Origin of the sequence: Streptomyces sp. cg36 (assembly GCF_041080675.1) — a bacterium.
Taxonomy (GTDB): Bacteria; Actinomycetota; Actinomycetes; order Streptomycetales; family Streptomycetaceae; genus Streptomyces.
The window spans coordinates 6,630,520-6,652,103 of sequence record NZ_CP163520.1; the positions used below are offsets into that span (position 1 = coordinate 6,630,520).

Genomic DNA, 21,584 nt, shown 5'->3' on the forward strand with positions numbered 1-21,584 from the left:
AGTGACGTACCCCGTGTCCGCCCCCGCGCCCCAACTCCCCGCTCTCCCGGTCACGTTCCGGCCGACCCTCACCCGGGCCGTGCTGCTGAGCGTCGGTGCCGTGATGTTCGTCGTGATCAGCGGCGTCGCACTGCTCCTGGAGAACATGAGCGGGGGCGAGCGGGCCAGCTTCGTGTTCACCGCGGCGATGTTCCTCGCGGTCCTCGCCCTGCTGAGCCGCCCCAAGGTCGTCGCCGACGACGCCGGGGTCACGGTCGTCAACCTCACCCGCACCCGGCGCCTGGCCTGGGCGGAGATCCTGCGCGTCAACCTCCGCCCGGGCGACCCCTGGGTCTTCCTGGACCTCAGCGACGGCACCAGCCTGCCCGCGCTCGGCATCCAGCCCGGCATCGCCAAGCAGCGGGCCATCCGCGACGCCCGGGCGCTGCGCGCCCTCGCCGAGTCGCACGGCACCCGCCAGGACGGCTGAGGCCCCGCCCCGCCCCCGAACCCGACCGTTCCCCACCGGGCCAAGCATTGCGGCGACGATCTCAATGGCTACCCTGGTGGACGGTGGCGTTCCTACACGCCCCGCCCCGCAGAAGAGGCACGCACCACCGGCCGGCGGGGCACCAGCGACCCGAGGAGTGACTCCCTCCAGCAATGGACGGATCGTCCGGTAGTACCTGCGCCGCCCCCTCGCAGGAGGCGGCGGCATGACCATCCCCCTTCTGCTGCTCGCCGCGGCATTCCTTCTGATCCTCGCCAACGGGTTCTTCGTGGCCGCCGAATTCGGCCTGGTCACCGTGGAACGGCCGGACGCCGAACGGGCCGCGGCCGACGGCGACCGCCGGGCCGCCGGTGTCGTCGAAGCCCTGCGCGAGCTCTCCTTCCAGCTCTCCGGCACCCAGCTCGGCATCACCATCACCTCGCTGGTCGTCGGCATGCTCGCCGAGCCCGCGCTCGCCGGACTGCTCGACGGGCCGCTCACCTCGGCGGGCCTGCCCGACGGCGTGGCCCCCGGCGTCAGCGTCGTCGTCGGCATGCTGCTGGCCTCCGCCGTGCAGATGGTGATCGGTGAACTCGTCCCGAAGAACTGGGCGGTCTCCCGGCCGCTCCAGGTCGCCCGCTTCGTCGCCGGACCGCAGAACCGCTTCTCGCGGCTCTTCCGCCCGGTGATCTCCCTGCTCAACACCGTCGCCAACCGGCTGGTCCGGGTCTTCGGCGTGGAGCCCGCCGACGAGCTGGCCTCCGCCCGCACCCCGGGCGAACTGGTCTCGCTGGCCCGGCACTCGGCGCGGGCCGGCGCCATCGAGCAGGACACCGCCGACCTCTTCGTGCGCACCCTCGCGCTCGGCCGGCTCACCGCGGAGAACGTGATGACCCCGCGCGTCAAGGTCAGTGCGCTCCAGACCTCCGCGACCGCCGCCGACGTCCTCAACCTGACCCGCGCCACCGGCCTCTCCCGCTTCCCCGTCTACCGGGAGCGGATCGACGAGGTCGTCGGCATGGTCCACCTCAAGGACGCGCTCGCGGTGCCGCCGCAGGACCGGCAGCGCACCCCCGCCGCGCTGATCGCGGTGGCGCCGCTGCTGGTCCCCGAGACCCTGCCCGTGCAGCAGCTGCTGGAGCGGCTGCGCAGCGAGCAGCCGATAGCCGTGGTCGTCGACGAGTACGGCGGCACCGCCGGGGTCGTCACCCTGGAGGACATCGTGGAGGAACTCGTCGGCGAGGTGCGCGACGAGCACGACGCCGAGGGCGACGGCGCGCCCGAGCTCGCCGCCGTGGCGAGCGACGACGGCCGCCCCGCGTGGGAGGCCGACGGCAGCTGCCGGGTGCTGTCCCTGCGGCGGATCGGGCTCGACGCGCCGGACGGGCCGTACGAGACGGTGGCCGGGCTGGTCGCCGACCTCCTGGGCCGCATCCCGGTCCCCGGCGACCGGGCCGAACTGCCCGGCTGGCGCATCCAGGTCCGCCGGGTCGAGCGGTACCGGGCCGAGCGGGTGCGCTTCGTGCGCACCGCCGACCGGACCGCCGACGCGCCGAGTGTGGTGGAGGCCGTGCGATGAGCGTGCTGCAACTCCTCTTCGCCCTGCTGCTGGTGCTGGCGAACGGCTTCTTCGTGGGCGCCGAGTTCGCCCTGGTCTCCGTGCGCCGCAGCCAGATCGAACCGCTGGCCGCGCAGTCGGCGCGGGCCCGGCAGGTGCTGCACGGCCTGGAGAACCTGCCGCAGATGATGGCCGCCGCGCAGTTCGGCATCACCGTCTGCTCGCTGACGCTGGGCGCGGTGGCCGAACCGACCGTCGCCCACCTCCTGGAGCCCGTCTTCGAGGCGGCCCGCGTCCCCGCGGGTCTGGTCCACCCCCTCGGCTACGCCATCGCGCTCGCCCTCGTCGTCTTCCTCCACCTCGTCATCGGCGAGATGGTCCCGAAGAACCTGGCGATGGCGGCGCCCGAGAAGACCGCGCTCTGGTTCAGCCCGGGCCTGGTCGCCTTCGCCCGGGCCTGCCGTCCGGTGACGGCGGCGCTGGGCGCGTGCGCGCGCCTGGTGCTGCGGGTGTTCCGGGTGGAGCCCAAGGACGAGGTGGAGGCCGTCTTCACCAGCGAGCAGCTCAACCGGCTCGTGGAGGACTCCGGGCAGGCCGGACTGCTGGACCCGCGCGAGATGGAGCGCCTGGAGGACGCGCTGGAGCTGGGCAGCCGCCCGGTGACGGACGTCCTGCTCGACCGCTCCTCGCTGGTCACGGTCGGCCCCTCGGTCACGCCCCGGCAGCTGGAGGAGCTGACCGTCCGCACCGGCTACTCGCGCTTCCCGGTGTGCGCCGAAGGGGGCGCCTTCATGGGCTTCCTGCACGTCAAGGACGTACTCGACCTGGAGGAGCGGGAGCGGGCGGTGCCGCAGCAGGTGTGGCGCCCGCTGGCCACCCTGCGGGCCGAGCTGCCGCTGGACGACGCGCTCACCGTGATGCGGCGGGCTGCGGCGCACCTCGCCCAGGTGGCGGACGCGTCGGGCCGGGTGCTGGGTCTGGTGGCGCTGGAGGACGTGCTGGAGATGCTGGTGGGCGAGGTCCGCGACCCGTCCCACCGCCCCTTCCCGACCCAGCCGCGCCCGGAGCAGGCCCTGGCGGGCTGAGGCCGCGCCCCGCGTTCCCGGCCGGCCGGGAACGCGGGGCGCCCTACAGCGGGTCCACCGGCCCGCCGCGCCCCGACAGCACCTCGCCGTACGCCTGCATCAGGTCCGGCAGCCGCAGCGTCGAGAGGTCCTCGCGCCCCGGTGTTCCGGGGTAGGTGGACAGCCGCAGGTCCCGGTACGCGCAGCTCTTCTCGTACAGCGTCCGCAGGAAGCGGCCGTTGCCGAGCTCGTCGATCCAGCCCTGGTCCACCACGTGCCCGCTGATCGAGCGCAGCTCGTCCAGCGCCTCCTCGTCCCAGACGTCCCCGTTGTCCCCCGCCAGCACCTCGCCGATCGCGGTGAGCTCCAGCGGGCGGTACGAGGGGAAGTCGACCCGGGTCGTGAAACGGGAGGAGAGGCCGGGGTTGGTGGCCAGGAGGCGGTCCATGCCCTCCGGGTAGCCGGCGAGGATGACCACCAGGTGGTCCCGGTTGTCCTCGGCCCGCTTCAGCAGGACCTGGAGCGCCTCGTCGCCGTACGCGTCGCCCTTGCTGTAGCCGGAGTTGGAGAGGCTGTACGCCTCGTCCACGAAGAGCACCCCGCCCAGCGCCGAGTCGATGAGCTCATTGGCCTTCACGGCGGTCTGGCCGAGGAACTCACCCACCAGATCGGCCCGTTGGGCCTCCACCAGATGGTCGCCGCCGAGCAGCCCGAGGGCGTAGAAGACCCGGCCCAGGATGCGGGCGACGGTGGTCTTGCCGGTGCCGCTGGGGCCGGAGAAGACAAAGTGACGTTTCGGCGGCTGGACGGGCAGCCCCTGGCCGACCCGCAGCCGCGCCATGTTGAGCTGGGCGGAGAGCGCCTTCACCTGGCGTTTGACCGGCTCAAGGCCCACCATCCGCTCCAGCTCGGCCAGCGCCTGGGCGAGCAGCGCCGCATCGGTGGGGCCCGTGGGCACCGGCGGCGGCACGGGCTGGGCGGGCACCGCCGCCTTCTCCCGTACGCCGTCGGGCGGGGGCGGCACCACCACGGGCGGCCCGCCCAGCGGCATCCGCGCCTCGCGGCCCTCCGGCGGGTCCAGGCCGACCGGTGCCTCGGCCTCGGCGCCGTCCGCCGTGCCGTCCTGCCCGAACCCGGTCAGCGAGACGGCCGCCAGATCGGCGGGCCCGTCCGGGCCGTACGCGCCGTCGAGCCCGTCCGACTCGGTGATCGCGGCCAGCCGGGCCGAGGTGTCCATGAAGGCGGGGTCGACCCGGTGCACCGCCCGGTACAGGGGGAGGGCCGCGGCCGAGCGGCCGGTGCCCTCGTGGGCGCGGGCCAGCCAGTAGCGCAGTTCCTTGCGCTGCGGCTGCTCGCTGCGGCAGCGCATCAGGGCCGCCGAGAGCAGCGGTTCGGCCTGGCCGAACATCTCCAGGCGGACCCGGGCCATCCCGCCGAACAGCCCGGCCTCGATGCCGAGCAGCGGATCGCCGAGCAACGGCTCGGTGTGGCGCACCAGTTGGTCCCAGTCCTTGACCAGATAGGCGCGGCAGGCGTGCAGGAAGCGGACCTGCGGATCGGCGTCGACCGGCGGCAGCCCCGCCAGCGCCCGGTCCAGCTCGGGCACATGGCGTCCGTCGAGCCAGTGCGAGGCGTGCGCGAGCAGCAGGTCGCGCGGGCTCTCCAGGACCGGCTGGACCCACCAGCCCAGCCAGTACCAGGAGTTGAGGGTGCGGCGGTGGCGGGCCCGCTGTTCGCCGAAGCGTTCTCGATGGCGGTACATGCGCAGCAGCGCGGTGGTGGTGTCCACCCGCAGCGCATGCAGTCCCAGCCAGCCGTCCACCATGCCCGGATCCATCCGCACCGCGGCCCGGAACTCCTCCTCGGCCTGCGGATACGCGCCCATGGTGTACGCGTCGATGCCCCGCAGCCAGGCGAGATCGGCCGGGGCGTGCGCGCCCTGCGTGCCGAAGTCCATCACGTCCCCCACCACCGTGCCCCCGTGCTGAACCGCCAATTCACACAAGGGAATTGACGGGAATTGACCGCACCAGTTGCATCGTACCTGCGGGAGGGCCCCGGACCGAAGGGCGGCGCGAGGGGAGTGGCAGCGCAACACGGCCGGTGACCGAGGGTGAGCGAAATGTGCTGCGGAGGTGGGGTGAAAGGCCCTGAAAAGGCAGAACGAAGCCCCCGATCACGGGGGAACAACCGGGGGCTTCGCGTCTGCGGCGGCTCCGGAAAGCCGCACATTCAGAACGTAAGACCTGTACGGCCCCCGGGTCAAGCGGAGTTGGGACACTCTGGGGGGCGGTTTTCCGACGGTTCAGCCCACCGGGGGGATATGGTCACCCTCCGTGACCAAATGGTGTGCGAGGGGTGGGGAATCGCGCCTCGGGAGCCACTCGTACCCCTCGTGGCACTGCCGCACCAGCGCATCGGCGTACGGACGGGACGGATCCTCGGTGAAATGGCGGGTCTCCGCCGCCGTCCACTCGTCCCAGAAGCCGGAAAGGGCCGTTCCGTCCCTTCGGCGCCCCCGGGCCCAGGACCCCGCGGCGTCCATATCCATCCACAGCAGCAGCGCCAGCCACGGCCGCACCTCGCGCCGGCCCGCCCCCACGCCCTCGATCAGCACCACCGGCGCGGGCCCGACGGCCCGGGCGCCCGGGCCGAACCGGCGCAGGTGCCAGTCGTACGCCGTCAGGCGCCCCGCCTCCCCGCGCGCGAACGGTTCGAGCACCTGGGCGCGCAGCCGCGCGGTCCAGGCGAAGAACTCCTCGTGGGTGGCCAGGTCGTCGAGGTGCACCACCGGCGCCCCGCCGAGCGCCGCCGCGAGGCGCCCGGTGAAGGTCGACTTCCCGGAGCCCGCGTGTCCGTCGACGGCGACCAGCCGCACCGGCCCGCAGGAGGGCTCCAGTGCGCGCACGGCCGCCGCGATCCGGTCGAGTTCTGCCATGCCTCCACCCTAGATCCCCCGAAGAACGCTCGCCCCGCAGGTCACGCCAGTGGTCCAGACCAATATTCCTGGCGCGGCACGGCGCGCGGAGCTGGCAGAAGTCGCCCGGGAACCGCGATAGTTGGCCCACTGTCGTGCGCCCGCCGCCCCATCCTCGTCCGACCGGGGGTCCCGATCATGAACAGTCCCACTCCCCGCAGAACCGTGCTGGCCGCGGCCCTCGCCGTCGCCGCCGGCACCGCCGTGCCCGCCGCCGCGGCCCCGCGCCCCGCGCGCCCCGCCGGGGCCAGGCCACCGAAAGGCGTTCCCGCACTGGTGGACAACCGCGCCTGGACCTCGTACGCCGACTGGCGCTCCGGCAGCGCCGCCGGGGCGCGGGCCGTGCCGGGCCGCCGCCCCGGCCTGGTGCTGGCCCGCCCGGCGGGCCGCACCGACTACACCGACCCGCACACCCGCAAGACCGCCACCTGGGAGTACGCGAGCTGGACCTCCCCGGTCCACCGCTCGACCGTCCCGGCCACCGAGGTCATCACCCACTGGAACGCGCACACCCCGGCCGGGACCTGGCTCCAGGTCGAGCTGCTCGGCACCTACTCCGACGGCACGGCCACCCCCGCGTACGTGATGGGCCGCTGGACCTCGGGCGACGGCGACGCCGACATCCGGCGCACCTCGCTGGACGGGCAGAGCGACGGGCGCAGCACCATCTACACCGACACCTTCGCCGTCGACGACGCGGCGAGCGGGCTGCGCCTGGCCTCCTACCGGCTGCGGCTCACCCTCTACCGCACCCCCGGCACCCGGCTCACCCCCACGGTGTGGCGGCTCGGCGCGATGGCCTCCGACGTCCCGGACCGCTTCACCGTGCCCGCCTCCACCCCGGGGTACGCGGGCGAGCTGGCGGTGCCGCGCTACTCGCAGGAGATCCACAAGGGCCAGTACCCCCAGTACGACAACGGCGGCGAGGCGTGGTGCAGCCCCACCTCCTCGCAGATGATCATCGAGTACTGGGGGCGGCGGCCGAGCGCGGCCGACCTCGCCTGGGTGGACCCCTCCTACGCCGACCCACAGGTCTGCCACGCGGCCCGGAACACCTTCGACTACCAGTACAACGGCTGCGGCAACTGGCCGTTCAACGCCGCGTACGCCACCACCTACCGGGACATGGGCGCGGTGGTGACCCGGCTGCGCTCCCTGGGTGACCTGGAGACCCTGATCCGGGCGGGCATCCCGGCCATAACGTCCCAGTCCTTCCTCAAGACCGAGCTCACCGGCGCGGGCTACGGCACCTCCGGCCATCTGATGACGGTGATCGGCTTCACCGGGGCCGGAGACGTGATCGCCAACGACCCGGCCTCACCGAGCGACCCGGAGGTGCGCCGGGTCTACCTGCGCCGGGAATGGGAGAACATCTGGCTCCGCACCAAGCGCTACAACGCGAACGGCAAGGTCGTCTCCGGCACCGGCGGCGTCTGCTACCTCTACTGGCCCGCGCACCCCAGCGAGCACCAGCGCCGGGCGCTGGCCTCGGTCGGCGTACGGGTGTGAGGACCCGCGGTCCCGGCGGCAGTGACCAACGTCTCTCCCTCCGGGGCCCCATCCCCTGGCACTCTGAGAGGGCACCCGCGAGGGCACCCGGGGGGACCGTCCACCGCCAGACGACCGAGTGAGCTCCCATGACGCCGTACGCCACCACCGCCGACGACCCGCGCGCCCTGGCCGAACTGCGCGCCCGCACCGGCGGCCCCCAGGACTCCGGCCCCAAGATCCTCGAACACTTCCTGGGCTGGACCCTCGTGGTGGTGCTGGCGATGCTGGTCACCCAGACCGGTCTGCTGTGACGTCGAGCCCGGCCCGCCAGTGCCGGGCCGGGACGCCCACCAGGCCGTAGAGCCTGCGCACCGGGGAGCGCCGGGCGAGCAGTGCCGCGCCCGCCACGACGGCGAACGCCGCCAGACCCAGCGGCCACCCCGCGAGCCGCACCAGCAGGCTCGCCCCCAGCGCCCCGGCGAACGGCAGCCCGTAGACCCCGGCCGCGGCGATCGCCACCGCGAGCGGCACCGCCACCTTGCGGTCCTCGTCGGCGCCGGGCAGCCGCCACCCCTCCACCAGCCAGCCGATCTCGGTGAGGAAGAGCGTGCCGAGCACCGCCGAGCCGAGGACGAGCAGGGCGAGGAAGGTGCCCGAGGTCAGGAAGTGCAGGACGTGGTTGACCACGCTGTCCCGCGGCCACTGCCGGTACTCGCGCGCGCTGGTGGTCAGCGTGCGGCGCCACCCGTTGCCGTCCCAGCCGTGGATCAGCGTCCCGAACAGCAGGAAGTGCCCGCCGACGCTCTGCAGGTAGGCCCAGTACCCGGCGCCCACCAGCACCAGTGCCCGGGCCGCGAGGAAGCCGAGCAGCGCGGCGGTCACCACGCCGCCCGCGTAGAAGAGGACGAAGCCGGGCCAGACGCCGTCGTGGCCGTCCGCGACCTGCATGGTCGCCCAGGACGGATCGCGCCAGAGCATGAACATGCCCGACGGAACGAGCAGTACCGCCGCGTAGAGCACGGTGAGCGCCAGATAGGGGTTGGCGGCGCGGCTGCGGGTGCGCACCCCCTCCCCGGACACCGAGCGCTCCCACCACTGGAGCTGGCGCCCGGCCGCGACGGCGAAGGCCGCCCCGGTCGCGTACGCCCAGAACAGGGCGGCCTGGAGCTGGATCACGACGCCTCCAGCCGCAGCCCGTTCGCCACGATCGAGTCCGAGGTGACCAGGGCCTGCTCGGCGCTGACGTCCGTCATGAAGACGAACGGAGGCACCACCGGCGGCACCGGCAGCCGGTCCGGGGTGAAGGTGAGGCACAGCAGCCCCTCCAGACAGCCGCTGAACCGGGTCAGATAGAGGGTCACATCGCCGCTGAGGTCCAACGAGTCGGCGCCCAGGGTGAGTTCGCCGCCGCCGTCGTGGGTGCGCAGCCGGTAGTCGGTCAGCGAGGCCGAGGCCATCCTGAGCACCATGACCTTCACCGGGCCGCCCGCGCTCGGCACCGTCCGCACCCCGGCGAGCAGGAAGCCGTCGGGCGCGAAGAGCGTGGTGGTGACCGTGGGCGCGACGCGCGGCACCCCGGCCGCGCCGAGCGCGGGCCGGTGGGCGGCGCCGGGCCCGCCGAGCGTCACCAGCAGGGCGACGGGCAGGGCGGCGGCGAGCGAGCGGGTGCCCGGCGGGTGCGCGGGCTCCGGCCCCGGCTCGGGCGCCGGGGTCCAGCCGAACCCCATGGCGCTCCCCGCGATGCCCAGCCCCATGCCGACCAGGAAGCCGCCCAGATTGGTCGCCACGAAGGAGAGGACCGACAGCAGCAGGGCGTTGACGCAGACGTAGTGGCGGGTGTGCGGCAGGAACCAGAGGAAGAGCCCCGCCACGACCAGCGCGAGCCCGATCCCGATGGCCGCGATCCCGCCGAGCCCCAGGCTGACCAGGATCGTCAGCGGCGACAGCGGCACGACCAGCAGTTCCGTGCCGCCCAGCACCAGCAGCAGTCCGGCCCAGAACGGCCGGGTGCGGCGCCAGTGGCGGACCGTCCGGCGGGCGTCGGGCAGCGGCAGGCGCGCGTCCAGCCATCCCGTGGTCAGAAGCACCGCTTGCCGCCGATGCTCACGTCGACCCGCATGCCCTTCAGTCGGAAGTTGCCGCCGGTCGCCGACCAGGCGTGCGAGCGCACCCCGGCGACCTCGATGTCCCCGGCCTGGAGGCCGAACTTCCCGGCCTCGCCCCGCACTCCGGGCACCCGGTCCAGGGTGGAGGCGTCCCGGCCGATCTCGGCGGTGCCGAAGCGGGCGTCGCCGACCAGGTCCTCGCCGTCGATGACCAGATCGGTGGCGGTCACCTCGCCCGCGTCGCCGCCCGCCGTCAGTTTGAACACCACCGTGCCGAGGGGCGTCTTGACCTCGGCGGACTGGCAGATGTCGCTGAGCCGGGCGTCGCCGATGCCGAGCAGCGCCACGGGGTGGCCCTTGCCGTCGACGGATCTGTCGGTCTGTACGTAGGAGGCCAGGCCCTGACTGGTCAGCTTCCCCGAGGACACCTGGAAGCTGGTGCCCGAGACCGCGAAGGAGGCGGCCAGAGCGCCCTCGGCCATCACGTTGGCCATGATCCCGACGGCGAGGACCGCGGGCATCGCGACCAGTGCCGTCTTCTTCCAGGCTGTTCTTCCCTCGGCCAGTGGCCGCCGTTGCGTGCTCACTTGTTCCTCCCTTACGTCCCGTCGTCCAAGCGGTGCAGGGGGAGTGCGCGTGCCGGTCTGCCATACTGCGGAGATCCTGTGGCAGTTGGAGACTAGGGCCGAATTTGAATAATAGTCAACAGCGCGGCGCGACCGAGAGATCCCAGGTCCGGCGCTCCGAACTCATCGCAACGGGCCGGAAGTTGTTCGCCGACACGTCGTACGACGCCCTGTCGATGGACGACATCGCCAAGCACGCGGGGGTGGCCAAGGGCCTCATCTACTACTACTTCAAGAGCAAGCGCGGCTACTACCTGGCGATCGTCGAGGACTCGGTGGCCGACCTGGTCGCCCGCGCCGGCGGCGACACCGAACTGCCGCACGCGGACCGGGTGCACCGCACGATGGAGGGGTACCTGCTGTACGCCCAGCACCACCAGGCGGCGTACCGCACCATCGTCACCGGCGGCGTCGGCTTCGACACCCAGGTGCAGGCGATACGCGACGGCGTGCGCGAGGAGCTCATGGCCACCATCGCCGAGGGCGCCTACGGCACCCGGGAGGTGCCCGTCCTCGCCCGGCTCGCCCTGCTCGGCTGGATGGGCTGCGTGGAGAGCGTCACGCTCGAATGGCTCGGCGCCGCGGAGCCCGGCCGCGCCACCGTGCGCGAGCTGCTGGTGCGGATGCTGCGCCAGACGCTGGACACGATCGGCGAGCTCGAACCGTCCTGCCCCTCGCCCGAACCGGGCCGCTGACGGGGAGGGGGCGGCCGGGCCACACGGCCGGCCGCCCCCGATCGCCCCCGCTCCGGGGCTACTTGATGGACTTGATCAGCTCACCGCCCGCGGTGTCGCCGCTCAGCTCCCAGAAGAAGGTGCCGCCGAGGCCCTGGCTGTTCTTGTAGGCCATCTTCCCGGCGATGGTGGCCGGGGTGTCGTAGCTCCACCAGTTGTTGCCGCAGTACGCGTACGCGGTGCCCGCGACCGTGCCGTTGGCCGGGCACTTGGTCTTGAGCACCTTGTAGTCGTCGATGCCCTGCTCGTAGGTCCCGGCCGCCGGGCCCGTCGCCGTGCCGCCGGGCGCCTTCTGGGTCACGCCGGTCCAGCCGCGCCCGTAGAAGCCGATGCCGAGCAGCAGCTTGCTCGCCGGGATGCCGAGCCCCTTGAGCTTCTGGACGGCCGCGTCGGTGTGGAAGCCCTGGGTGGGGATGCCGCTGTAGGAGGTGAGCGGGGAGTGCGGGGCCGTGGGGCCCTGCGCCGCCCAGGCGCCGAAGAAGTCGTACGTCATCGGGTTGTACCAGTCGACGTACTGGGCCGCGCCCGCGTAGTCGGCCTGCTCGATCTTGCCGCCCGCCGAGGCGTCGGCGGTGATCGCGGCGGTGACGAGGTCGGCCGAGCCGAACTTGGCGCGCAGCGCGGCCATCAGGTTCTTGAAGGCGGCCCGCCCGCTGGTGTCGCAGGAGAGCCCGCAGGCGTTGGGGTACTCCCAGTCGATGTCGATCCCGTCGAAGACGTCGGCCCAGCGCGGGTCCTCGACCAGCGAGTAGCAGGAGTTCGCGAACGCGGCGGGGTTCTTGGCGGCCTCGGCGAACCCGCCGGACCAGGTCCAGCCGCCGAACGACCAGAGCACCTTGAGCCCGGGGTGCTTCTTCTTCAGCTCGCGCAGCTGGTTGAAGCTGCCCGCCACCGGCTGGTCCCACTTGTCGGCGGTGCCGTCGACGCTGGAGGCCGCGTCGTACGTCTTCTGGTAGTCCGCGTAGGCGTCGCCGATGGCGCACTTGCCGCCGGTGACGTTGCCGAACGCGTAGTTGATGTGGGTCAGTCTGGCCGCCGAGCCCGAGGTCTCGATGTTCTTCACGTGGTAATTGCGCTGGTAGACGCCCCAGTCGGTGAAGTAGCCGACGACCTTGGAGCCGGCGGCGGCGGGCCGCGCAGGGGCGCCGGCCGGTTCGGGGGAGGCGGTGGCGCTGCCGGTCGCGGCGAGCAGGGTGACGCCGAGGGCCCCCGCGCACGCGGCGGCCGTCAGGGCCCGGACGAAGGAGGTGCGGGGGCGGTGCGGTTCGAGCATCGTGATCTCCTCGTGGGGGAGGGGAGCCGTTCACGGGTGCTTGGCATGAACGCGATGAAGCGGTCAGGGGAACGCTAGAAGGACTAGACCAGTCGGTCAATGGTTTGGACCAACATCGGAGCGGGTGGTTCCGGCGCCAACGCGATGGCCGATTCGTGATCTTGGACCCCGTGACGCGGGGCGCCCGATCGGGCATACTCACAGCGCCACAGCCACCAGCCTGCAGCTTCCGTGATCCGGGAGGGTAGGCATCGGCTGTCCAGCAGAGTCACCGGCGGCGCCGCCACACCCTGCGCGCGTGTCCGCCGAAGCGCCCGACAGGGAGGAGAGCGCCGCCATGCCCGACCGCGCCCCGCAGCCGGTGGACCGACAGCTGCCCACCGAGGAGGCCCGGGACCTCGTCGCACTGGTACGCGACATCGTCCAGCGGGAGATCGCCCCCCATGCCGCCGAGCAGGAGGACGCCGGACGCTTCCCGCGCGAGGTCTTCACCCTGCTCTCCGAGTCCGGGCTGCTCGGCCTCCCGTACGACTCCGCCTTCGGCGGCGGCGACCAGCCGTACGAGGTGTACCTCCAGGTCCTCGAAGAGCTCGCCGCCGCCCGCCTCACCGTCGGCCTCGGCGTCAGCGTCCACTCGCTGGCCTGCCACGCGCTCGCGGGCTACGGCACCAAGCAGCAGCAGGCCGACCACCTGCCCGCCATGCTCGGCGGCGGCCTCCTCGGCGCCTACTGCCTCTCCGAGCCCGCCGCGGGCTCGGACGCGGCGTCCCTGCGCACCAAGGCGGTCCGGGACGGCGACGACTGGGTGATCACCGGCACCAAGGCGTGGATCACCCACGGCGGCATCGCGGACTTCTACACGGTCCTGGCCCGCACGGGCGCCGAGGGCGCCAGAGGCATCACCGCGTTCCTGGTCCCCGGCGACGCCGAGGGACTGAACGCGGCGGCCCCCGAGAAGAAGATGGGCATGAAGGGCTCGCCCACCGCCCAGCTGCACTTCGACGGCGTCCGGGTCCCCGACGCCCGCCGCCTCGGCGAGGAGGGCCAGGGCTTCGCGATCGCCCTGTCCGCGCTCGACTCGGGCCGTCTCGGCATCGCCGCCTGCGCCATCGGCGTTGCCCAGGCCGCCCTGGACGAGGCGACGGCGTACGCGACCGGGCGCGAGCAGTTCGGCCGCCCGATCGCCGACTTCCAGGGCCTGCGCTTCATGCTCGCCGACATGGCCACCCGGATCGAGGCGGGCCGGGCGCTCTACCTGTCGGCCGCGCGGCTGCGGGACGCGGGACGGCCGTTCTCCAAGGAGGCGGCGATGGCCAAGCTCTTCTGCACGGACGCGGCGATGGCCGTCACCACCGACGCGGTCCAGGTCCTCGGCGGCTACGGCTACACGGCCGACTTCCCCGTCGAGCGCCTGATGCGCGAGGCGAAGGTGCTCCAGATCGTCGAGGGCACCAACCAGATCCAGCGGATGGTGATCGCCCGCCACCTCGCGGGCCCCGAGACCCGCTGAGGCCGCGGTGGCCGGGGGCGCGGGTCCGCCCGCGCCCTCCCGGCCCGGGGGGCTTGTTTTTCAAGGTTTCTGACGTACCGTCAACTTCCCTGTCGTCCAGGAGGTTGCCGTGTCCCAGGACCGTCCGATCGCACTCGACGAATACCCGATCCACCAGGTCCCGCTCTCCCTCAAACACGTCGCCACCGGCGACCGCAACGCCTACGACCGCTGCATCTTCCACGTCTTCGACCACCACGGCCGCGCCCTGCTCATCGCCGGACTCGGCGTCTACCCCAACACCGGGGTCATCGACGCCTACGCGACCCTGCGCCTGGGCGACCGGCTGTACGCGGTCCGCGCCAGCGACGAGCTCACCGACGACCGCATGAACCTCTCGGTCGGCCCGCTGCGCATCACCGTCGACGAGCCGCTGCGCCGCCTCACCCTGCGCTGCGACCCCGACCCCGCCGACCCCGCCTCCCTCGCGTACGAGATCTCCTGGCAGGCCGACTTCCCCGCCGTCTGGGAGCCGCACCACGTCCAGCGCCGCGGCGACCGGCTCACCCTGGAGGGCCGCCGGTTCGTCCAGGCGGGCCGCTGCACCGGCACCGTCCGGGCCGCGGGCGAGGAGATCTCCGTCACGGCCGACGAGTGGACCGGCACCCGGGACCGCAGCTGGGGCGTGCGCCCCATCCCCGGCGAGAGCGACGGGCGCGCCCAGGAGCAGCGGCCCGAGGGCTTCCACTGGCTGTGGGTGCCGGTCCGCTTCGACGACCGGTTCCTGATGGTCATCGCCCAGGAGGACGCCGACGGCTACCGCACCCTCAACGAGGCCGTACTGGTCCGCGACGGCCACCCCGACGCCCAACTCGGCTGGCCCCGGGCCGACATCGCCTACCGGCCCGGCACCCGCCACCCCGAACACGCGGTGATCCACCTCACCGACGCCGCCCGCAAACCGCTGGAGCTCGGCGTCCAGGTCCTCGCCTCCTCCCCGCTCGCCGTGGGAGCGGGCTATCCGCCCGCCGACGACTGGCAGCACGGCACCTGGCAGGGCCGGGCCTGGAGCGACCGCCGCGTCTACGACCTCTCGGACCCCGCCGCGCACCCCCTGGCCGCCTACGGCGTCACCGACCACGCCGCCCGCTTCACCCTCGACGGCCGGACCGGCTACGGGATCTTCGAGCACGGCAGCTTCGGCCGCCACGACCCCAGCGGCTTCGCCGGCCACACCTCCGTCGCCCCCTGACCCCGCCGCGCCCCGAGAAGGGAACCGCCCATGGCCACCGCCCCCCGCCCCCGCACCACCACGCGCGACCCCGAGGAGCTCGGCCGCCGGCTCGACGGCTGGCTCGGCGCCCGGCTGCCCGGCGCCCGTGCCACCGGCATCGAGGTCCCGTCCACCAACGGCATGTCCAGCGAGACCCTCCTCTTCCGCCTCGGCCTGCCGGACCCGCCGCCGCCCGGCCCGGCGGACCTCCCGGCCGCCTGCGCCCTGCGCCTGGCCGCCGACCCGGCCGCGTACAGCGTCTTCCCGGTCTACGACATGGCCCGCCAGTACCGGGTGATGCGGCTGGTCGCCGAGCACACCGACGTACCGGTGCCCCGGGTGCTGTGGCTGGAGGAGGACCCGGTGGCGCTGGGCGCCCCGTTCTTCGTGATGGAGCGCGTCGAGGGCCGCGTACCGCCCGACGTCATGCCCTACACGTACGAGGGGAACTGGCTGCACTCCGCGAGCGACGCCGAGCGGGCCCGGCTGCAGGACGCGACGGTCTCGGTGCTGGCCCGGCTGCACGACCAGGTCCCGGCCGGGGCCGCCGACTTCCTGCTGGGCGACGGCACCGGTTCACCGCTGTGGCGCCATGTGGCGGCCCAGCGGGCGTACTACGAGTGGGTGGTGGACGGGCTGCCGCGCTCCCCGCTGATCGAGTCCGCGTTCGCCTGGCTCGACGCGCACCGGCCCGCCGACGAGGGCCCGCCCGTGCTCTGCTGGGGCGACGCCCGCATCGGCAACATCGTCTACGACGGCTTCGAACCCGCCGCCGTGCTCGACTGGGAGATGGCGGCCTACGGACCGCGCGAACTCGACCTCGGCTGGACCGTCTACCTCCACCGCTTCTTCCAGGACCTGACGGTGAGTTTCGGCCAACCCGGGCTCCCCGGCTTCCTGAGACGGGACCACATCGAGGAGCGCTACGCCGAGTTGACCGGCCACGCGCCCCGCGACATGGAGTTCCACACCCTCTACGCCGCGCTGCGGCACGCCGTGGTGATGCTCAGGATCGCCTACCGCCAGGTGCACTTCGGCGAGGCCCGGGCCCCCGAGGACCCGGACGCGCTCATCCTGCACCGGGCCAGCCTGGAGGCGATGGTCCGGGGCACGTACTGGAAGTCCTGAACGTACGCGGCCACAAGGGTGCGGGCGGGCCTAGGCGGCGCGCCGCATCTGCGGGACGCGCATCGGGCGCGAGCCCGGGCCGCCGACGTGGGAGAAGGGCTGGGTGCGCCAGTCCAGGCCCTGGGGGAGCGTCAGGAGCAGGGCGGTGCCCTGCTCCTGGACGTCGCGCCCGGAGTCGGCGGGCCGGCTCTGCGCGGCCGGACGGCCGGTTCCGGCGCAGACCGTGAGCACGAACGGGTTCCAGGGGCTCGGGCACAGCGCGTGCTCCGGCAGGACGGTCTCCTCCGCGAGGAGCGCGATCGGCCGCGCGCAGTCCGGGCAGATCACCCGGTACATCTCGAAGGTGTCGTAGGCGTCCGCCGCGAGATCGTCGTCGAGGTCCTCCTCGACGGCGGGATCGACGGGCTCCGGATCAGTGCGTTCGATCGACACACGTCCGCCACGCTTGATGTTCTGCATTGGGATTCTCCCCCTCGGGTGGGCCGGCAAGGCGCCGTCGCCGCGACCACAGCAAGCAATTCCCGCCAAGACCCCGCCGTAACCGCGACGCCCCGGCGAGCGGCGTCACAGCCTTGTGGCGTTCGTCACATGCCCGCCGCAGGTGCCCCTTCCGGTCGCCGCCGACTGTGCCGGAAGGGACCTGGGGGAATAGGTTGATCCGTATGGAGGAGCTGGACCGTCAGATCGTCGATCTGCTCGTCAAGGACGGGCGGATGAGCTACACCGACCTGGGCAAGGCCACGGGCCTGTCCACTTCGGCGGTGCACCAGCGCGTGCGCCGTCTGGAGCAGCGCGGAGTCGTGCGCGGCTATGTCGCCGTCGTGGACCCCGAGGCGGTGGGACTGCCGCTGACCGCGTTCATCTCGGTCAAACCGTTCGACCCCAGCGCCCCCGACGACATCGCGGAGCGGCTCGCGGACGTCCCCGAGATCGAGGCGTGCCACAGCGTCGCGGGCGACGAGAACTACATCCTCAAGGTGCGCGTCGCCACGCCCCTGGAGCTGGAGCACCTGCTCACCCGCATCCGCTCGCTGGCCGGTGTCTCCACCCGGACCACCGTCGTACTGTCGACCCCGTACGAGGCACGGCCACCGCGTATCTAGGCTGTTCCCATGAGTTCCGAGAGCGCCGCCGCCCTGCCGGCCCGAACCGTCGCCCCGCTGACCGCCGGAGAGCCCGAACACCGCACCGTGCTGTTGCGCGGCGGCGACGTCCACAGCCCCGCCGACCCCTTCGCCACGGCGATGGTCGTCGAACGCGGCCATGTCGCCTGGGTGGGCAGCGAAGGCGCGGCCGACGCCTTCGCCTCCGGGGTCGACGAGGTCGTCGACCTCGAAGGGGCGCTCGTCACCCCGGCGTTCACCGATGCGCATGTGCACACCACCGCCACCGGCCTGGCGCTCACCGGCCTCGACCTCTCCTCGGCCCGCACCCGCGCCGAGGCGCTCGCGGCGGTCCGGGCGCACGCCGCGGCCCGTCCCGGGGACGACGTGCTGCTCGGCCACGGCTGGGACTCGGCGCGCTGGCCCGAGCGGACCCCGCCGAGCCGCGCCGAGCTGGACGAGGCCACCGGCGGCCGACCGCTCTATCTGACCCGCATCGACGTCCACTCGGCCGTCGCCACCACCGCGCTCCTCGACCGCGTCCCCGGCGTGACCGGCCTCGACGGCTACCACCCGGACGCGCCGCTGACCGGCGCCGCCCACCACGCGGTCCGCGCCGCCGCGCACGGCGCGATCACCCCGGGCCAGCGCGAGGAGGCCCAGCGGGCCGCGCTGCACCGGGCGGCCTCGCTCGGCATCGGCACCCTGCACGAGTGCGGCGGCCCCGAGATCTCCGACGAGGACGACTTCACCTCGCTCCTGGAGCTGGCCGGCCAGGAGGCGGGCCCGCGCGTCTTCGGCTACTGGGCGGAGCAGATCGCCGGCGCCAAGGACGCCGATCGCATCCGCGAACTCGGCGCGATCGGCGCGGCCGGTGACCTCTTCGTCGACGGCGCCCTCGGCTCGCACACGGCCTGCCTCCACGAGCCGTACGCCGACGCCGCCCACACCGGCACCGCCCACCTGGACGCGGCCGACGTCGCCGCTCATGTGGCCGTCTGCACCGAGGCCGGGCTCCAGGCCGGGTTCCACGCCATCGGGGACGCGGCCGTCACCGCCGTCGTCGAGGGCGTGCGGGCCGCCGCGGCCAAGGTGGGCCTCGCCCGCGTCCGGGCCGCCCGCCACCGCGTCGAGCACGCCGAGATGCTCACCCCCGAGACCGTCGCCGCCTTCGCCGAGCTGGGCCTGACCGCCTCCGTGCAGCCCGCGTTCGACGCGCTGTGGGGCGGCGAGGACGGCATGTACGCCCAGCGCCTGGGCGTGGAGCGGGCCCGCACCCTCAACCCGTACGCGGCGCTGCTGCGGGCCGGGGTGCCCCTCGCCTTCGGCTCCGACTCGCCGGTCACCCCGCTCGACCCGTGGGGCACGGTCCGCGCGGCGGCCTTCCACCGCACCCCCGAGCACCGCGTCTCGGTCCGGGCCGCCTTCACCGCCCACACCCGCGGCGGCTGGCGCGCGATCGGCCGCGACGACGCGGGCACCCTGGTGCCGGGCGCCCCCGCGGACTACGCGGTGTGGCGGACCGACGAACTGGTGGTGCAGGCACCGGACGACCGGGTGGCCCGCTGGTCGACCGACCCGCGCTCGGGCACCCCCGGCCTGCCCGACCTGACACCCGGCGCGGAGCTGCCGGTCTGTCTGCGCACGGTGGTGTCCGGGCGGACGGTCTTCGTCCGGCCGAACGAGTGACGTAAGGGCGTTCCGTACCGCCGACAGGCTGCTCCCGGGGCGCCGCCGCCACCTGCGGGGCTTCCTCACTGACCTGCTGCTTTCCGTTGTCTTCGCAGGTCGAACGGGTGTTGACAGGGAGCGGCCACCGGCCGGTAGGTTCGGCCGGGTCCACCACAGGACGCCCGGGCGACAGAAGGTTTCTGCGGCCCGGGGGTCCCCGCTGCTCCGGCGGAGCGGCGGAGAGGTTGCGACCCGGACGGGGCCCGGACGTTCAGTAGACAACGGCTCCAGGCAGACCCGCAGCCAGCGGGTCCCGGGCCGGCCCGAAGGACGCCGGGCCCCCATTCCGACACCCCGGGACCTCGCGGTGCGGCACCACCCCGACCGCTCGCTATGGTGGTGCTCTGCGTACGGACAATAAGGGGCAGCAGTGAACGACGGCGGTCAGAGGCGGTACGGCCCGCTCGGCAGAGCCTTGGTGATCATCCCGACCTACAACGAGGCGGAGAACATCAAGCCGATCGTCTCCCGCGTCAGGGCGGCGGTCCCGGAGGCCCACCTCCTGATCGCCGACGACAACAGCCCCGACGGCACCGGGAAGATCGCCGACGAGCTCGCCGCCGACGACGAGCAGATCCACGTCCTGCACCGCAAGGGCAAGGAGGGGCTCGGCGCCGCCTACCTCGCGGGCTTCCGCTGGGGCGTGGAACACGACTACGGCGTGCTGGTCGAGATGGACGCCGACGGCTCCCACCAGCCCGAGGAGCTGCCCCGGCTGCTCACCGCGCTCAAGGGCGCCGACCTCGTCCTCGGCTCGCGCTGGGTGCCCGGCGGGCGCGTGGTGAACTGGCCCAAGCACCGCGAGTTCATCTCCCGCGGCGGCTCCACCTACTCGCGGCTGCTGCTCGGCGTCGACATCCGCGACGTCACCGGCGGCTTCCGGGCCTTCCGCCGCGAGACGCTGGAGGGCCTCGGCCTGGACGAGGTGGCCTCGCAGGGCTACTGCTTCCAGGTCGACCTGGCCCGCCGCGCGGTGGCCGCCGGGTACCACGTGGTGGAGGTGCCGATCACGTTCGTCGAGCGCGAACGCGGCGACTCCAAGATGAGCAACGACATCATCGTCGAGGCGCTCTGGCGGGTCACCGCCTGGGGCGTGGGCTCGCGGGCCAACAAGATCATGGGCCGCAAGCCCTCCTGACCGGCCGGCGCGGCGGGCCGCCCCCGGCCCGCTGACACATCCCTTACGCCGTCCTGCCGCGCTCCCAGGCACACTGGGGGCATGACGACCGGCACACAGCCTTCCGCCCCGCCCAAGCGCTCCCGTGCGCGCACCCTGGTTCCGCTGGGGATCGCCGCCTGGCTCATCCTGGAGATCTGGATCCTGATGACGGTGGCGAGCGCCGCCGGCGGGTTCACCGTGCTGGCCCTGCTGGTCGGCGGCGTGGTGCTCGGCTCCTATGTGATCAAGCGGGCCGGGCGCCGGGCCTTCCGCGGCCTCGCCGAGACGCTCCAGCAGCAGTCCGGGGCGGCCCCGGGCGCGGGCCCCCGCCCGGGCGGCGGCGAGGGCAACGCCCTCACCATGCTGGGCGGACTGCTCCTGATAGTCCCGGGCCTGCTCTCGGACGTCCTGGGGCTGCTCTGCCTGGTCCCGCCGGTGCGCAAGGCGCTCACGCGGTTCACCGAGCGCTCGCTGGAGAAGCGGATGCGCACGGCCGCCCCCGGCAGCTTCGGCGACGCCTTCCAGCAGGCGCGCATCCACCAGCCGGACGGCAAGGTCGTCCAGGGCGAGGTGATCCGCGAGGACGCCGCGGGCTCCTCCCCGTACGGCGAGGAGCGCGGGCCCCGGCCGCCGCTGACGCACTGAGCGGGCGGCGGGCCCCGTCCCCGGCCGGAAAGCCGGTGCGGGCCCGCCCCCGACCGGCCGCGATCCCGGGCAGAGCCGTCCGGTCGCGATCCCGGACGAAAAGAAGAGGGCCGGTCACACCGAAACGGTGTGACCGGCCCTCAACTCTCTGAACCGTCCGAGCGCTCTCGCGCCTAGGCGGACTTGCGGCTGTCGCGCGGATGCACGGCAATGTTCATGGCGCCGGAACGCAGGACCTCCAGCCTCTCGGCCAGAACCTCCTCCAGCTCCTCACGGGTGCGCCGCTCCATGAGCATGTCCCAGTGCGTACGCGCGGGCTTGCCCTTCTTCTCCTCGGGACCCTCGCCGTCCACCAGGAGTGCCATGGCGCCACACGCCTTGCACTCCCACTCCGGCGGGATGTCCGCCTCCACCGAGAACGGCATCTCGAATCGATGTCCGTTCTCGCATGCGTACTCCACCGCCTGGCGCGGGGCCAGATCGATGCCGCGGTCGGTCTCGTAGCTGGTCACCACGAGGCGCGTGCCGCGAAGAGCTCGCTCACTCATGAATCGTGCCTCCCGGGCTTGTCGCCCACAGGACAGGTGTCGCTGTCGTCGTCATCCGGTCAACGTCCGGTCGGCGGTAAAGATTCCCGTTGTGGGTCATGTGTCGCCGTCGTGCCGCCCCTTGTTGTACCCACCAGTGCCCGGTTTGTCACATCTGGCAGCAGATGTCACCCAGCGTCTTCACTACTTGAGCACGCAGTAACGGTCCGCC

The 21,584-nt window shown here is 73.2% G+C and carries 21 protein-coding genes; 13 read left to right on the forward strand and 8 right to left on the reverse strand.

Annotated elements, in window-relative coordinates:
- Positions 1-13: 13 nt before the first annotated feature.
- The 3 genes from AB5J87_RS29570 to AB5J87_RS29580 all read left to right on the forward strand — a co-directional run bounded on the left by AB5J87_RS29570 (position 14) and on the right by AB5J87_RS29580 (position 3,112).
- Positions 14-469, forward strand: coding sequence for a PH domain-containing protein (locus AB5J87_RS29570; RefSeq protein ID WP_369383705.1), 456 nt, complete (start codon positions 14-16; stop codon positions 467-469).
- A 226-nt stretch (positions 470-695) separates the two neighbouring features.
- Positions 696-2,048: a hemolysin family protein gene (locus AB5J87_RS29575; protein WP_369380939.1), complete on the forward strand. Its 1,353-nt coding sequence runs from the start codon at positions 696-698 to the stop codon at positions 2,046-2,048.
- On the forward strand, positions 2,045-3,112 hold the full coding sequence (locus AB5J87_RS29580) for a hemolysin family protein (RefSeq protein ID WP_369380940.1): 1,068 nt from the start codon (positions 2,045-2,047) through the stop codon (positions 3,110-3,112). Before AB5J87_RS29575 ends, AB5J87_RS29580 begins: the two co-directional genes overlap by 4 nt.
- Positions 3,113-3,155: 43 nt before the next feature.
- Here the strand turns inward: AB5J87_RS29580 and AB5J87_RS29585 are convergent, their stop codons facing one another.
- A complete protein-coding gene (locus AB5J87_RS29585) occupies positions 3,156-5,048 on the reverse strand; it encodes an AAA family ATPase (RefSeq protein ID WP_369383706.1) in 1,893 nt (630 codons plus the stop codon).
- A 348-nt stretch (positions 5,049-5,396) separates the two neighbouring features.
- Positions 5,397-6,029 carry a uridine kinase gene (locus AB5J87_RS29590; protein ID WP_369380942.1) on the reverse strand — a complete coding sequence of 211 codons (633 nt, stop codon included), beginning with the start codon at positions 6,027-6,029 and terminating at the stop codon, positions 5,397-5,399.
- 177 nt (positions 6,030-6,206) lie between these two features.
- Between AB5J87_RS29590 and AB5J87_RS29595 the strand changes: the two genes are divergently transcribed.
- Both AB5J87_RS29595 and AB5J87_RS29600 read left to right on the forward strand, forming a co-directional pair.
- Positions 6,207-7,577 (forward strand): peptidase C39 family protein, encoded by a 1,371-nt coding sequence (locus AB5J87_RS29595; protein ID WP_369380943.1) that lies wholly within the window; start codon positions 6,207-6,209, stop codon positions 7,575-7,577.
- 128 nt (positions 7,578-7,705) lie between these two features.
- Positions 7,706-7,870 carry an SCO1431 family membrane protein gene (locus tag AB5J87_RS29600; RefSeq protein WP_369380946.1) on the forward strand — a complete coding sequence of 55 codons (165 nt, stop codon included), beginning with the start codon at positions 7,706-7,708 and terminating at the stop codon, positions 7,868-7,870.
- Here the strand turns inward: AB5J87_RS29600 and AB5J87_RS29605 are convergent.
- The 3 genes from AB5J87_RS29605 to AB5J87_RS29615 are packed head-to-tail and all read right to left on the reverse strand — an operon-like array spanning position 7,848 to position 10,185.
- Positions 7,848-8,735 carry a hypothetical protein gene (locus tag AB5J87_RS29605; protein WP_369380948.1) on the reverse strand — a complete coding sequence of 296 codons (888 nt, stop codon included), beginning with the start codon at positions 8,733-8,735 and terminating at the stop codon, positions 7,848-7,850. The two genes, AB5J87_RS29600 and AB5J87_RS29605, sit on opposite strands and share 23 nt — an antisense overlap.
- Complete coding sequence (locus tag AB5J87_RS29610; RefSeq protein ID WP_369380949.1) at positions 8,732-9,646, reverse strand: DUF6114 domain-containing protein; 915 nt, start codon at positions 9,644-9,646, stop codon at positions 8,732-8,734. Before AB5J87_RS29610 ends, AB5J87_RS29605 begins: the two co-directional genes overlap by 4 nt.
- Positions 9,637-10,185, reverse strand: coding sequence for a DUF6230 family protein (locus tag AB5J87_RS29615; RefSeq protein ID WP_369383707.1), 549 nt, complete (start codon positions 10,183-10,185; stop codon positions 9,637-9,639). The genes AB5J87_RS29610 and AB5J87_RS29615 overlap by 10 nt, the downstream gene beginning before the upstream one ends.
- A gap of 170 nt (positions 10,186-10,355) precedes the next feature.
- On the opposite strand from AB5J87_RS29615, the gene AB5J87_RS29620 reads away from it, so the two are divergent.
- A complete protein-coding gene (locus AB5J87_RS29620) occupies positions 10,356-10,985 on the forward strand; it encodes a TetR/AcrR family transcriptional regulator (protein WP_369380951.1) in 630 nt (209 codons plus the stop codon).
- 58 nt (positions 10,986-11,043) lie between these two features.
- Here AB5J87_RS29620 and AB5J87_RS29625 read toward each other — a convergent pair whose 3' ends face one another.
- Positions 11,044-12,297 carry a glycoside hydrolase family 18 protein gene (locus AB5J87_RS29625; RefSeq protein WP_369380954.1) on the reverse strand — a complete coding sequence of 418 codons (1,254 nt, stop codon included), beginning with the start codon at positions 12,295-12,297 and terminating at the stop codon, positions 11,044-11,046.
- A 337-nt stretch (positions 12,298-12,634) separates the two neighbouring features.
- Between AB5J87_RS29625 and AB5J87_RS29630 the strand changes: the two genes are divergently transcribed.
- The 3 genes from AB5J87_RS29630 to AB5J87_RS29640 all read left to right on the forward strand — a co-directional run bounded on the left by AB5J87_RS29630 (position 12,635) and on the right by AB5J87_RS29640 (position 16,187).
- Positions 12,635-13,807 carry an acyl-CoA dehydrogenase family protein gene (locus AB5J87_RS29630; RefSeq protein ID WP_369383709.1) on the forward strand — a complete coding sequence of 391 codons (1,173 nt, stop codon included), beginning with the start codon at positions 12,635-12,637 and terminating at the stop codon, positions 13,805-13,807.
- Between the two features lie 109 nt (positions 13,808-13,916).
- A complete protein-coding gene (locus AB5J87_RS29635; RefSeq protein ID WP_369380956.1) occupies positions 13,917-15,038 on the forward strand; it encodes a hypothetical protein in 1,122 nt (373 codons plus the stop codon).
- 30 nt (positions 15,039-15,068) lie between these two features.
- Complete coding sequence (locus AB5J87_RS29640; RefSeq protein WP_369380958.1) at positions 15,069-16,187, forward strand: phosphotransferase family protein; 1,119 nt, start codon at positions 15,069-15,071, stop codon at positions 16,185-16,187.
- A 30-nt stretch (positions 16,188-16,217) separates the two neighbouring features.
- On the opposite strand, the gene AB5J87_RS29645 is transcribed toward AB5J87_RS29640, so the two are convergent.
- Complete coding sequence (locus AB5J87_RS29645) at positions 16,218-16,646, reverse strand: hypothetical protein (protein ID WP_369380959.1); 429 nt, start codon at positions 16,644-16,646, stop codon at positions 16,218-16,220.
- Between the two features lie 203 nt (positions 16,647-16,849).
- On the opposite strand from AB5J87_RS29645, the gene AB5J87_RS29650 reads away from it, so the two are divergent.
- The 4 genes from AB5J87_RS29650 (at position 16,850) to fxsA (ending at position 20,825) form a co-directional block, all read left to right on the forward strand.
- Positions 16,850-17,290: an Lrp/AsnC family transcriptional regulator gene (locus AB5J87_RS29650; protein WP_369380961.1), complete on the forward strand. Its 441-nt coding sequence runs from the start codon at positions 16,850-16,852 to the stop codon at positions 17,288-17,290.
- Between the two features lie 9 nt (positions 17,291-17,299).
- Entirely contained in the window at positions 17,300-18,979 is a 1,680-nt protein-coding gene (locus AB5J87_RS29655; protein WP_369380964.1) for an amidohydrolase, read from the forward strand.
- Between the two features lie 412 nt (positions 18,980-19,391).
- On the forward strand, positions 19,392-20,159 hold the full coding sequence (locus AB5J87_RS29660) for a polyprenol monophosphomannose synthase (protein ID WP_369380967.1): 768 nt from the start codon (positions 19,392-19,394) through the stop codon (positions 20,157-20,159).
- Positions 20,160-20,240: 81 nt separating this feature from the next.
- Positions 20,241-20,825, forward strand: coding sequence for an FxsA family membrane protein (fxsA, locus tag AB5J87_RS29665; RefSeq protein ID WP_369380968.1), 585 nt, complete (start codon positions 20,241-20,243; stop codon positions 20,823-20,825).
- A gap of 173 nt (positions 20,826-20,998) precedes the next feature.
- Here fxsA and AB5J87_RS29670 read toward each other — a convergent pair whose 3' ends face one another.
- Entirely contained in the window at positions 20,999-21,373 is a 375-nt protein-coding gene (locus tag AB5J87_RS29670) for an RNA polymerase-binding protein RbpA (RefSeq protein ID WP_067155573.1), read from the reverse strand.
- Between the last annotated feature and the right edge of the window lie 211 nt (positions 21,374-21,584).